Origin of the sequence: Pantoea sp. Lij88 (assembly GCF_030062155.1) — a bacterium.
Classification (GTDB): domain Bacteria; phylum Pseudomonadota; class Gammaproteobacteria; order Enterobacterales; family Enterobacteriaceae; genus Pantoea.
The window spans coordinates 3,229,343-3,242,626 of the sequence record NZ_CP118269.1 but is presented as its reverse complement, the minus strand read 5'-3'; the positions used below and the strand labels follow the sequence as shown (position 1 = coordinate 3,242,626).

At 60.0% G+C, this 13,284-nt stretch carries 9 protein-coding genes; 6 read left to right on the top strand and 3 right to left on the bottom strand.

Annotated features, from left to right (window positions below):
- Nucleotides 1-44: 44 nt before the first annotated feature.
- The 3 genes from dksA to thpR all read right to left on the bottom strand — a co-directional run bounded on the left by dksA (nucleotide 45) and on the right by thpR (nucleotide 1,987).
- Nucleotides 45-500, bottom strand: coding sequence for an RNA polymerase-binding protein DksA (dksA, locus tag PU624_RS19090; RefSeq protein ID WP_008925615.1), 456 nt, complete (start codon nucleotides 498-500; stop codon nucleotides 45-47).
- A gap of 247 nt (nucleotides 501-747) precedes the next feature.
- Entirely contained in the window at nucleotides 748-1,452 is a 705-nt protein-coding gene (sfsA, locus tag PU624_RS19085; protein WP_283546218.1) for a DNA/RNA nuclease SfsA, read from the bottom strand.
- Nucleotides 1,430-1,987, bottom strand: a complete 558-nt coding sequence (gene thpR, locus PU624_RS19080) for an RNA 2',3'-cyclic phosphodiesterase (RefSeq protein ID WP_283546217.1) — start codon at nucleotides 1,985-1,987, stop codon at nucleotides 1,430-1,432. The genes sfsA and thpR overlap by 23 nt, the downstream gene beginning before the upstream one ends.
- A gap of 36 nt (nucleotides 1,988-2,023) precedes the next feature.
- On the opposite strand from thpR, the gene hrpB reads away from it, so the two are divergent.
- From hrpB to fhuB, 6 genes are all read left to right on the top strand, one after another.
- A complete protein-coding gene (gene hrpB, locus PU624_RS19075; RefSeq protein WP_283546216.1) occupies nucleotides 2,024-4,507 on the top strand; it encodes an ATP-dependent helicase HrpB in 2,484 nt (827 codons plus the stop codon).
- A 98-nt stretch (nucleotides 4,508-4,605) separates the two neighbouring features.
- Complete coding sequence (gene mrcB / locus PU624_RS19070; RefSeq protein ID WP_283546215.1) at nucleotides 4,606-7,140, top strand: bifunctional glycosyl transferase/transpeptidase; 2,535 nt, start codon at nucleotides 4,606-4,608, stop codon at nucleotides 7,138-7,140.
- Nucleotides 7,141-7,340: 200 nt separating this feature from the next.
- The gene (fhuA, locus tag PU624_RS19065; RefSeq protein ID WP_283546214.1) at nucleotides 7,341-9,539 is read left to right on the top strand and encodes a ferrichrome porin FhuA; all 2,199 of its coding nucleotides are present in this window, start codon (nucleotides 7,341-7,343) and stop codon (nucleotides 9,537-9,539) included.
- A 43-nt stretch (nucleotides 9,540-9,582) separates the two neighbouring features.
- A complete protein-coding gene (gene fhuC / locus PU624_RS19060; RefSeq protein WP_283546213.1) occupies nucleotides 9,583-10,377 on the top strand; it encodes a Fe3+-hydroxamate ABC transporter ATP-binding protein FhuC in 795 nt (264 codons plus the stop codon).
- Between the two features lie 10 nt (nucleotides 10,378-10,387).
- The gene (fhuD, locus tag PU624_RS19055) at nucleotides 10,388-11,266 is read left to right on the top strand and encodes a Fe(3+)-hydroxamate ABC transporter substrate-binding protein FhuD (protein WP_283548029.1); all 879 of its coding nucleotides are present in this window, start codon (nucleotides 10,388-10,390) and stop codon (nucleotides 11,264-11,266) included.
- On the top strand, nucleotides 11,266-13,245 hold the full coding sequence (gene fhuB / locus PU624_RS19050; RefSeq protein ID WP_283546212.1) for a Fe(3+)-hydroxamate ABC transporter permease FhuB: 1,980 nt from the start codon (nucleotides 11,266-11,268) through the stop codon (nucleotides 13,243-13,245). Before fhuD ends, fhuB begins: the two co-directional genes overlap by 1 nt.
- Nucleotides 13,246-13,284 lie beyond the last annotated feature (39 nt).

Here is a 13,284-nt window from a genome sequence, read left to right as displayed (position 1 = left end):
AAACAGCTGTTGTTCCACTGCGTGGTAACAGACCGGACGCGGCATCAGCCGGCCATTTGTTTCTCACGAATTTCTGCTAACGTCTTACAGTCGATGCAGAGATCGGCAGTAGGACGTGCTTCGAGACGGCGGATACCAATCTCAACGCCACAGGAATCGCAATAACCGAAGTCGTCATCTTCAACTTTCTTCAGCGTCTTCTCGATCTTTTTAATCAGTTTACGTTCGCGATCGCGGTTACGCAGCTCCAGGCTGAATTCCTCTTCCTGCGCGGCACGGTCAACCGGGTCCGGGAAGTTAGCGGCTTCATCCTGCATGTGCGATACGGTACGATCGACTTCGTCCCGCAATTGATTACGCCAGGCTTCCAGAATCTTGCGAAAATGGGTCAGCTGCGCGTCGTTCATATACTCTTCGCCAGGCTTAACCTGATAAGGTTCAACACCAGCGATAGCGAGAATACTCAGGGACGATGTTTTACGGTTTTGACCTTCTTGCATGTTGCTTCTCCTGGATAACACGCACTATACCCTTTGACTTTCGTCTCGCAGGGGCGTTGCTGCCATCCTGCATTTGACGTCTGCGGGGTACATCGATCCCCCATTGGGGAAAAAAACAGGCCGCTATAAATAACAGAAGCAGTCAGGGTTGGCAATTCTTCATGAACACACCTTGACAAGCCTGTGAGGAACAGCGTAATCAGCCCTTAGCTCAGAACATTCTTAACACATAAAATTGCAAAAGATATTACAAGGTTACGTTAATCGGCGATTTAAGAAACATTCCCTCCGCCGATAAGTCTGCCTGATACGCTAAAATCTCTACGCCTTCCTTCTGCGCCTGAGCCAGTTGTTCTGCATACGCCGCATCAATGTGGCGTGCCGGGGAAACGTCCTCAATCCCCGAGTGCAAAACGGCAAACAACAAAACGGCCCGATGACCCTCTGCGGCCACTGTTGCCAGTTCACGCAGGTGCTTCTGTCCTCGAATCGTCACCGCATCCGGAAAATAACCTTTTCCTTCATGTAAAAGGGTTACGGATTTCACCTCAATATAGCAGTTGCGCAGAGCATCTGCCTTGAGCAGGAAATCAATTCTGCTTTTTTCACTGCCATATCTCACTTCCGCCTGCCGATTCGAATACCCCGCCAGCGCGGGCAGCCTGTTCTGATCCAGCGCTTCGGCAACCAACTGGTTAGCGCGCAGGGTATTCACGCAGATCCAGTGGCCCTGCTGCGTCTCGGTCAGCTCCCAGCTGTAAGGGTATTTGCGCGTCAGACTGTCGGACGTTGAATACCAGACCCGATCGCCCGGCGTGGCGCAGCCGGTCATGGCGCCGGTGTTGGCGCAGTGGATCGTCAGAACCTCACCTTCCGGCGTCACAACATCGGCGAGGAATCGTTTATAACGGGCAATCAGGCGCGCGGGTTTAAGAGGAGGAGAGAAGTGCATGCGGATCCTGCGATGTTAATGGCCAGCTGGCGAGAGTGCGATAGAGGGTACGCCCCCGGGCATATTCAGAGGCGAACAGTGAAAAGGTGGAAGCACGAAAGCGCCAGTGAAAGCCGCGAGGCGGTAACGCAACCGGTTGTGTGGCGTGACGTAACAACGTGATGTGCGGATGAAACGGCTGGGGGCTCTGGTAACAGCCATGCCGGGCGGCTTGTGCCCGCAGCAGGCTGGCGAGCTGTAACAGCCCGCGTGGCGCTCGCTGGCAGCCGAGCCAGACGACGCCGGGGCGCGGCCAGTGTCCGGCATCATCCAGGTCAATCTCAAAGCCGGGCTGGATAATGCGTGAGGCCAGCGTCTGCAGGCGCTGTGAGGTTTCCGGAGCAACCTCACCCAGAAACGCCAGCGTCAGGTGCAGATTCGCAGCCACCACCGGCTGGCCCGCCTCAGCAGGAAAGGTGTCGGCCCGCCAGCGCACCAGCTGTTGCTGCATCCCGTCAGGCAGGCTGATGGCAAAAAATAAGCGTTGTGTCGCCATGGCGCTCTCCGGCAAATATCACGGATGGATGCTACAATGCGCGCCATCTTAGCACAGGCAGAAGCGGAGTTTGCTGTGAGCGATTTACCGGTCAGCGCGGTGCTGCCTGACATCCTGGCGGCGCTGCGTGACGCCTCTCAAATCCTGCTGGCCGCGCCTACCGGCGCGGGCAAATCGACCTGGCTGCCGCTGCAGTTATTACAGCAGGCGGCGCTGCCGGGACGGATCATCATGCTGGAACCACGTCGTCTGGCGGCGCGTAATGTGGCGCAGCGGCTGGCGGAGCAACTCGGTGAGCAGCCGGGTGCCACGGTAGGGTTCCGGATGCGGGGTGAAAGCTGCGTCGGGCCACACACCCGGCTGGAAGTGGTCACTGAAGGGATGCTCACGCGCATGCTTCAGCATGACCCGATGCTGGAAGGCGTGTCGCTGGTCATCCTTGATGAGTTTCACGAGCGCAGCCTGCAGGCCGATCTGGCGCTGGCGCTGCTGCTCGATGTGCAGCAGGGGCTGCGCGACGACCTGAAAATCATGCTGATGTCCGCCACGCTGGACAATGCCCGGCTGGCGGCGCTGCTGCCGGATGCGCCATTGATTGTCTCAGAAGGGCGCAGCTATCCGGTTGAGCGGCGTTATGCGTCGCTGAATCAGAATGTACGTTTTGAAGAGGCGGTGGCGCGTGAAGTCGCCCAGCTGCTACGCGATGAAGCCGGTTCGCTGCTGCTGTTTTTGCCGGGCGTGGCGGAAATTGAACGGGTGAAACGCGAGCTGGAATCACGCATCAGCGACGATGTGGATCTGACGCCACTCTATGGCGCACTGCCGCTGACGGCGCAGCGCCGGGCGATTCTTCCCGCTGCAGCCGGACGCCGCAAAGTGGTGCTTGCCACCAATATCGCCGAGACCAGCCTGACCATTGAGGGGATTCGGCTGGTGGTCGACAGCGCGCTGGAACGCAGCGCCCTGTTTGACGCCCGCAGCGGTGTCACGCGGCTGCAGACCCAGCGAATCAGCCAGGCATCGATGATCCAGCGTGCAGGTCGCGCCGGACGACTGATGCCGGGACGCTGTCTGCATCTGCTGCCGCAGGAGCAGGCGTCACGTGCGGCGGCGCAGAGCGAACCGGAAATCGTGAACAGCGATCTCTCGTCGCTGTGGCTGGATCTGCTGCAGTGGGGTTGTACCGAGCCGCACCAGCTGCAGTGGCTGGATCAGCCGCCCGCCAGAAATCTGGATGCCGCGAAACAGCAGCTGACCCGCCTGGGTGCGCTGGACAGCAACGGCCTGCTCAACACGCTGGGTCGGCGCATGGCGCAGCTGGGGTGCGATCCCCGACTGGCTGCTATGCTCTGTGCCGCAGGCGATGAACCGGATGCGGTCGCCAGCGCCGCGCTGCTGGTGGCGATTCTGGAAGATCCTCCGCGCAGCGGCAGTGCCGATCTGCGGGATGCCCTGCATCGCCCGCAGGCCCAATGGCAGCGGCGGGCGCAGCAGTGGCAGCAGCGGCTTAAAATCCGTGGCGGGCGCGTCGATGAAGATCGTTTCGCTGGCTTGCTGGCGGTGGGGTTTGGCGATCGGCTGGCGCGGCGACGCGACCAGAGTGGCCGCTATCAGCTGGCCAACGGCCTGGGGGCCAGACTGGATGAGCAGGATGGCCTGACGCGCAATGAATGGCTGATCGCGCCCGCCCTGTTGCAGGGCAGTGCCACGCCGGATGCCCGGATGTTGCTGGCACTGCCGGTTGACATTGAGACGCTGTGCCAGCAGCAGCCCGCACTGATTGAACGCCGTACCGAAGTGGAGTGGGACGAAGAGAAAGGCACACTGCGCGCGTTCAGACGTGAGCAGATTGGCGCGCTGATACTGAAAACCCAGCCGATGGCACGCCCGGAACCGGACGTGCTGCACGCTGCCATGCTGCGCTGGATCGCCGAAAAAGGACTGTCGGTGCTGGGCTGGACGCCGGATGCCGAACAGCTGCGTCTGCGCATCCAGTGTGCGGCGCAGTGGCTGCCGGAAGAGAGCTGGCCGGCCACTGACGATCAGACGTTGCTTGAGAGCCTGCCTGCGTGGCTGTTGCCGCAGATGTCAGCGGTGCGCGATCTCCGCAGCCTGCAGGCAGTGAACCTGACCACGGCACTCTTACATTTACTCACATGGTCACAACGTCAGCGGCTGGATACTGTGCTGCCAACTCATTACACTGTGCCGACCGGAAGCCGGCTGCCGATCCGCTATGATGCGGACAAGCCGCCAGCGCTGGCGGTCAGGATTCAGGAGATGTTTGGCGAAGCGACGAATCCCACCGTTGCGGAAGGACGTATTCCGCTGGTGCTGGAGCTGCTATCGCCCGCCCAGCGCCCGTTGCAGATCACCCGCGATCTGGCGGCGTTCTGGCGCGGTGCCTGGCCGGACGTCAGGAAAGAGATGAAGGGACGTTATCCTAAACATCCCTGGCCAGAGGATCCGGCCAACGCCTTGCCAACAAGGCGAACCAAAAAAATGTCCCCGCAGGGTTGAGTCCGCTGGATCGAATTCAGAGGGTTCTGCCATGCGGCACGCGAGAAAGCAGTTAGAGTAGCGGCGCTGCCGTAAGCACTGCCTGGAGAAGAAAAGTAATGTCTGGGAACGATCGCGAACCAATAGGGCGCAAAGGTAAACCGTTGCCGCCGCGCAGCAGTGCGGGCCGGGGACGACGCAGGGATATCGAACAGGATATCGATCAGGACGATTTTAATGATGACGAGGAGGAAGCGCCGGTGCCACGTAAAGGTAAAGGTGGAAAACCGCCGCGCGGCAAACGCCGTTGGCTGGGATGGTTAATTAAACTGTTCCTGGTGTTTGTGGTGGTAATGGTCGCATGGGGCATCTACCTCGACTCAGAAATTCGCAGTCGTATTGACGGTAAAGTGTGGCAACTGCCCGCCACCGTCTATGGCCGCATGGTCAGCCTGGAACCGGGCATGGCCTACAACAAAAGTGAAATGGTGGCGCTGCTGGAAGGGACTCATTATCGCGAGGTCTCCCGGATTACCCGCCCTGGCGAGTTTTCGGTAAAGGGCAACACTATCGATCTGCTGCGTCGCCCGTTTGATTTCCCCGACAGTAAAGAGGGGCAGATCCACGCACGCATGAGCTTCACGAAAGATGAGTTGAGCGAGATTAAAAACCTCGAGACCGGCCGTGATTTTGGCTTTTTCCGGCTCGATCCACGTCTGATCACCATGCTGCAGTCGCCGAATGGTGAACAGCGTCTCTTCGTACCACGCGCCGGTTTCCCGGATCTGCTGGTCGATACGCTGATCGCCACCGAAGATCGCCATTTCTATGAGCATGATGGCATCAGCCCGTATTCCATTGGTCGCGCCTTCCTGGCGAACATCACGGCCGGGAAAGCGGTGCAGGGCGGCAGTACGCTGACGCAGCAGCTGGTGAAGAACCTGTTCCTCACCAACGAGCGTTCGCTGTGGCGTAAAGCGCGTGAAGCCTATATGGCCGTGATCATGGATGCGCGTTACAGCAAAGATCGCATCCTGGAGCTCTACCTGAATGAGGTCTATCTCGGTCAGGCTGGCAGCGATCAGATTCGCGGTTTCCCGCTGGCGAGCCTCTATTACTTCGGCCGTCCGGTTGATGAGCTGAGTCTGGATCAGCAGGCGATGCTGGTCGGCATGGTTAAAGGGGCGTCGCTCTATAACCCGTGGCGTAACCCGAAACTGGCGCTGGAACGACGCAACCTGGTGCTGCGCCTGTTGCAGCAGCAGAAAGTGATCGACCAGGAGCTGTACGACATGCTGTCAGCCCGTCCATTGGGCGTGCAGCCGAAGGGCGGTGTGATCACGCCACAGCCTGCCTTTATGCAGATGGTGCGTAACGAGCTTCAGGCGAAACTGGGCGACAAGGTGAAAGATCTCTCCGGCGTGAAGATCTTCACCACGCTGGATCCGGTCTCGCAGGATGCGGCCGAAAAAGCGGTGATTGATGGCATTCCGACGCTGAAAAAACAGCGTGGCCTGAAAGATCTGGAAACCGCGATGGTGGTGGTTGACCGCTTCAGCGGCGAAGTCCGTGCCATGGTCGGCGGTGCCGATCCGCAGTTCGCCGGTTACAACCGTGCGATGCAGGCGCGCCGCTCTATCGGGTCACTGGCCAAACCGGCGACCTACCTTACCGCGCTCAGTCAGCCAAACAGCTACCGCCTGAACAGCTGGATCGCCGATGAGCCGATTGCGCTGAAGCAGCCCAACGGCAGCATCTGGAAACCGATGAACGACGATCGTCGCTTCAGTGGAAAAGTGATGCTGGTGGATGCACTGACCAACTCCATGAACGTGCCGACGGTTAACCTCGGTATGACGCTGGGGCTGGATGCGGTGGTGGATACCTGGAGCAAGCTGGGTGTGCCGAAAGATCAGCTGCATCCGGTTCCGGCGATGCTGCTGGGTGCCATGAACCTGACGCCGGTTGAAGTGGCGCAGGCGTTCCAGTCTATCGCCAGCGGCGGTAACCGTGCGTCACTGTCCGCAGTGCGTTCGGTGATTGCGGAAGATGGCAGTGTGCTCTATCAGAGCTATCCGCAGGCCGAGCGGGTTGAACCGGCGCAGGCGGCTTATCTGACGCTCTACACCATGCAGCAGGTTGCTGACCACGGTACCGCCCGTGCGCTGGGCGCGCGTTTCCCGAATGCACATCTGGCCGGTAAAACCGGTACCACCAACGACCTGGTCGACAGCTGGTTTGCCGGTATTGATGGCAAAGAAGTGGCGATCACCTGGGTGGGACGCGATAACAACCAGCCGACCAAACTCTATGGTGCCAGCGGTGCGATGCAGCTCTACCGTCGCTACCTCGACATCCAGGCACCGATGCCGTTGCAGCTGACGCCACCGGAAGATGTGTCGATGATGAATGTGGATTCGGCCGGTAACTTTGTCTGTGGCACGGGCAGCAGCACCTGGCGTTCTCTGCCGGTGTGGGCACTGGATCCGAATGCGCTGTGTCAGCAACAGCAGCAGCAGGTTCAGCAGCAGCAACAGCTGTTTGATCAGCAGCAGCAGCAACAGCCGCAGCAGCAACAACCAGCCCAGCAACCGCAGGAGCAGAAAGACAGCGACGGCGTCGCAGGCTGGATTAAAGATATGTTTGGCAAGTAAATCAGTCAGACAGGGTAAAAAGGGCGCTTCGGCGCCCTTTTTTTATTTCTGACCATCAGGCGTCAATCGTCCTGCAAACGGCGTCACTACTGGGATTTCTTCTTGCAGTGCCCGCAGAAGTTCGCATATTATCTAATCCGTTATAATAATCATTATCGTTTCGATTCGCTCTCCCGAGCCTTTTTAAGAGACACCTTTTTATGAATGCGCGAACGACTTTTGCAGACAACACCAAAAAAACATTTTCCCGACCGCTTCTGGGCGTGATGATCTCACTGAGCCTGAGCACTTCTCTTTACGCCGCACAGCCGGAGACGATGGTGGTCTCGGCGGATGGCGGCAGCGGCGTTGAGGCGGAAAGCGCCTGGGGCCCGGCACCGACCGTGGCAGCGAAACGCAGCGCTACCGGCACCAAAACCGATACGCCGATTGAAAAAAATCCGCAGTCTGTCTCCGTGGTCACTCGCGAAGAGATGGAAATGCGTAACGTCACCAGCGTGAAAGGGGCGTTTAACTACACGCCTGGCGTGCTGACCGGTAACCGTGGCAGCTCAGATGTAATTGATGCGTTGTCGATTCGCGGCTTCAGCGAAACCAATACCAATCAGTATATGGATGGCCTGAAACTGCAGGGGGATAACTACTCTGAGTTTGCCATCGATCCTTACTTCCTGGAGCGCGCCGAACTGCTGCGCGGCCCGGTGTCGGTGCTCTACGGCAAAAGTAATCCAGGCGGTGTGGTCTCGCTGGTGAGCAAGCGTCCGACCCAGGAAACCCTGCGCGAAGTGCAGTTCCAGATGGGCAACGATAACCTCTTCTCGACCGGCTTTGACTTTGGCGGCGCGCTGGATGATGACGGCGTCTACAGCTATCGCCTGACCGGCCAGGCGCGCAGTCAGGATGCCCAGCAGGCGATGAACAAAGAGAAGCGCTACACCCTCGCCCCATCTTTCAGCTGGCGTCCCGACGATCGCACCCGCATTGACCTGCTGACCTATTTCCAGAACGAGCCAGAAACCGGCTATTACGGCTGGCTGCCGCGTCAGGGCACCATCGTACCGATCACCCGCGCCGATGGCAGTCAGTACAAACTGCCGACCAACTTCGATGAAGGCGAGCAGAGTAATAAGATTTCACGCACCACCAAAATGGTGGGTTATAACGCCGAGCACAGCCTCAACGACACCTGGACGCTGCGGCAGAACCTGCGTTATGCCGACCTGCGCACCGATTACCGCAGTATCTATGGCAATGGCTTTATTCCGGCGACCCAGGAGATTACCCGTGGTTCGGCGGTCTCCCACGAGAAGCTGAACCAGTTTGCGGTGGATAACCAGGCGCAGGCGAAATTTGCCACGGGTCAGGTCGATCATACGCTGCTGCTGGGTGTGGATTATCAGCGGACGCGTAATGATATCGATGCGGCTTTTGGCAGCGCAGCGCCGCTAAATGCTATTAATCCGCAGTACGGTAATAATGCGAATGTGGGCACCCCATTCCCTTATCAGTATCTGAATAAGCAAGAACAAACGGGCCTGTATACGCAGGACCAGATGGAGTGGAACCGCTGGGTGCTGACCCTGGGTGGGCGCTACGATTATGCAATGACCTCAGCGTTGAATCGTAACGGAGATACTGAAGTTAAAAATCACGACCAGGCGTTTACCTGGCGTGGTGGTCTTAATTACGTATTTGATAATGGAATCGCGCCCTATTTCAGCTACAGCGAATCTTTCATACCTACGGCAGGCACCACATCTGACGGCCAGCCTTTTGATCCATCGCGCGCTAAGCAGTATGAAGCGGGCGTGAAATACGTGCCGAAAGATCGTCCGGTGGTGCTCACCGCAGCACTGTACCAGCTGACCAAAACCAAAAACCTCACTGCCGAGCCAGGCAATGTTCTTTTCAGCGTGCAAAGCGGTGAAATCCGCTCGCGCGGCGTCGAGCTGGAAGCCAAAGCAGCGCTGAATGCCAACGTTAACCTGACGGCGTCTTACACCTACACCGATGCGGAATATACCGAAGATACGCAGCTGAAAGGCAGAACGCCGGTAGAAGTACCGAAGCATATGGCCTCACTGTGGAGCGACTACACCTTCCACGAGACCGCCTTATCGGGCGTAACGCTGGGCGCGGGTGTGCGTTACGTCGGCGAGAGTCAGGGGCTCTACAGCACCGGGACTGAGCAGAACCAGAACTTTAAGGTTGCCGGTTACACCACGGTGGATGCGGCGCTGAAATATGATCTGGGCCGTTTCGGTCTGCCGGGCTCGACAGTGGGCGTTAACGTCAACAATCTGTTCAACCGCGAGTACGTCGCCAGCTGCTACCGTGAATACGCCTGCTACTGGGGTGCGGAGCGCCAGATTGTCGGCACCGCGACCTTCAGATTCTGATTTAACCGGGCGCTTCGGCGCCCGTTCGTTCACAGGGATAACCATGCCGCATCCGCACGCAGAAGAGGCGACCTTCACGCTGGCAAACGCCAGTTTTGAGGTGCCCGGCCGTACTCTCCTTCAGCCACTCTCGCTGACCTTTCCACCGGGTAAAATGACCGCGCTGATTGGTCACAACGGCTCCGGTAAGTCGACGCTGTTGAAAATGCTGGGCCGTCATCATGTGGCCAGCAGCGGAGAGGTGCGGCTGAATCAGCAGCCGGTCGGACGCTGGAACAGCAAAGCGTTTGCCCGCGAGGTAGCCTATCTGCCGCAGCAGTTACCGGCCGCCGAAGGGATGACCGTGCGTGAGCTGGTGGCGATTGGACGCTATCCCTGGCACGGCGCACTGGGACGGTTCGGGCAGGACGACCGCGATCGGGTAGAGGATGCGATCGCCCAGGTCGGGCTAAAACCTTTTGCCGGGCGGCTGGTGGATAGTCTGTCGGGCGGTGAGCGTCAGCGCGCCTGGCTGGCGATGATGGTGGCGCAGAACAGTCGCTGTCTGCTGCTGGATGAACCAACGTCGGCGCTGGATATTGCTCATCAGGTTGAGGTGCTGGCGCTGATAAAAGATCTGAGCCAGCAGCGCGGCTTAACGGTGGTGGCGGTACTGCACGATATCAATATGGCAGCACGCTACTGCGATCATCTGGTAGCGCTGCGTCAGGGCACGATGATTGCCGAAGGCAATGCGGCGGCGATTATGCAGCCTGAGGTGCTCGGTGCGATTTATGGTATTCCGATGGGCATTTTACCGCACCCGCAGGGCGGGGCGCCGGTCAGTTTTGTCTGTTAAGGAAGGGATGATGCCGGATCTTTATCGCCGCCGACTGCTGCTGGCGCTGGCGGCCTCGCCGCTGTTTTGTGCGCTTCCCCTGCGTGCCGCCACACCGAATCCGGGCCGGATTATTGCACTGGAGTGGCTTCCCACCGAACTGCTGATCGCACTGGGCGTCACGCCCTGGGGCGTGGCCGATTTGCACAACTACAACATCTGGGTTGGGGAGCCACCGCTGCCTGCGGGCGTGATCGATGTGGGGCTGCGCACCGAACCCAATCTTGAGCTGATGGCGCAAATGCAGCCGTCGCTGATCCTCTGCTCCAACGGCTACGGTCCGCCAAAGGAGAAACTGACGCGCATCGCGCCGATCATGGGCTTCGACCTTCACAGCGGCGACGGGAAACCCTTTACCGCCGCACGCGCCTCGCTGCGTCAGCTGGCAGCGCGACTGGGCTTAAGCGAACGAGCGGAGCAGCATCTGCGCGAGGTCGATGCTCAGCTGGCGGCGGCGCGCGAGCGGCTGGCACCCTATGCCGGCCGCACGATTCTGCTGATGTCATTGCTCGACAGTCGTCATGCTATTACCTTCGGCAAAAACAGCCTGTTCCTGGAAGTGATGAGCCTGCTGGGCCTGAAAAATGGCTGGCAGGGCGAGACTAATTTCTGGGGCAGCGCGGTGATCGGCGTCGAGCAACTGGCGCAGGTCGGGGAGGTGGATGTCATCTGTTTCGATCACGATAACGACGTGGAGATGCAGCAGCTGATGCGCAGCCCGCTGTGGCAGGCTATGCCGTTTGTTCGCACCGGACGCTTTCAGCGCGTCCCGGCAGTCTGGTATTACGGTGCGACGCTCTCGGCGCTGCACTTTGTTCGCGTGCTGGAACGCGCGCTGGAGACGCACTGATGCGCCATGCTTTGTTTCCCGCAGGACTCCTCAGCCTGCTGTTTCTGCTCTCACTTAGCCTGACGCTGGTTAATCTGCACCAGGCGCTGCCGCAGGCTGAATGGGGGCAGGCCTTCTGGTCACCGGCGGTCGATAGCCTGCCGCAGATGGTATTTCACTACAGCCTGCTGTCGCGCACCGCGCTGGCGCTGCTGGTAGGCGCCGGGCTGGGTCTTGCCGGCCTGCTGTTTCAGCAGATACTGCGTAATCCGCTGGCGGAGCCGACCACGCTGGGCGTCTCTTCCGGCGCGCAGCTGGGCATTACCGTGGCGACGCTGTGGCATCTGCCGGGCGGGGCACTGACGCAGCAGTTTGCTGCGCTTGGCGGTGCGCTGCTGGTGGCCGCGCTGGTGTTTGGGGTGGCCTGGGGTAAACGTCTGTCGCCGGTAACGCTGATTCTGGCCGGGCTGGTGCTGAGCTTCTACAGCGGCGCGGTGAATCAAATCTTTGCGATCTTCAATCACGATCAGCTGCAGAACATGTTTCTGTGGAGCACCGGCGCACTGAATCAGATGAGCTGGGAAAACGTGCAGCAGCTCTGGCCGCGCCTGCTGCTGGCGTTTGTGCTGGCGCTGGCGCTGCTGCGTCCGCTGACGCTGATGGGGCTGGATGATGGCGTAGCAAAAAACCTGGGCCTGGCGCTTTCAGTCGCGCGTATCGGTGGCCTCGGGCTGGCGATCCTCCTCAGCGCACAGCTGGTGAATGTCGCCGGTATCATCGGCTTTATCGGGCTGTTTGCGCCGCTGCTGGCGAAGCTGCTGGGTGGAAGACGGCTCCTCAGCCGGATGCTGCTGGCACCGCTTACCGGCGCGCTGCTGCTGTGGCTGGCCGACAGTTGCGTCTTATGGCTCAGTGCGCACTGGCGCGATATTCCGACCGGTACGGCCACGGCGCTGCTCGGTGTACCGATTCTGCTGTGGCTGCTGCCGCGACTGCGTACCGGCTCGGTGCCGCCCGCCCTGAATCAGGGTGACAACGTGCCCGCCGAGCGACAGAATCTGCTGCGCTGGACGCTGACCGGTCTCGCTGTTCTGGCCCTGCTGGCGTGGGCTGGTCTGGCGTTTGGGCGTGATGCGCAGGGCTGGATCTGGTCAGCGGGCGAGATGCTGCAGTCGCTGCTGCCGTGGCGCGCACCGCGCGTACTGGCTGCGCTGGTGACCGGTATGATGCTGGGCGTGGCGGGGAGTCTGATTCAGCGGCTGACCGGCAATCCGATGGCCAGCCCGGAAGTGCTGGGTATCAGTTCGGGTGCAGCCTGTGGCGTCGTCGTCATGATGTTCTTTGTGCCGGGCGATGCGATGGTGTGGCTGCTGCCCGCCGGTGCGGTGGGCGCGGCGCTGACGCTGCTGGTGATCATGGCGGTAGCCAGTCGTGGCGGCTTCTCGCCGGAGCGGATGCTGCTGGCGGGCATGGCGCTTAACAGCGCTTTTGTCACTCTGCTGATGCTGCTGCTGGCGAGTGGCGATCCCCGTATGGGCGGGCTGCTGAGCTGGATCTCCGGCTCGACCTATAACATCAGCGGCAGTCAGGCGATTCAGAGCGCGGTCTGTGCGCTGGTGCTGGTCTCGCTGGCACCGCTGGCCAGTCGCTGGCTGACGCTGCTGCCGCTGGGAAGTGCGACTGCACGCTCGGCTGGCATGGCGTTAACGTCCGCGCGGCTGAGTCTGCTGCTGCTGGCGGCCGCGCTGACCGCCTGCGCGACGCTGACTATCGGCCCGCTGAGTTTTGTCGGACTTATGGCACCGCATATGGCGCGCATGCTGGGATTCCGGCGGGCGTTGCCGCAACTGCTGCTGGCGGGATTGCTGGGCGGAGGATTGATGGTGCTGGCTGACTGGTGCGGGCGGATGCTGGCGTTTCCGGATCAAATCCCGGCCGGACTGATGGCGACGTTTTTGGGTGCGCCTTACTTTATCTGGCTGCTGCGGCGTTCAGGTTAAAAAAAAGACCGGCGCAAGCCGGTCTTCATCTTTAACGCT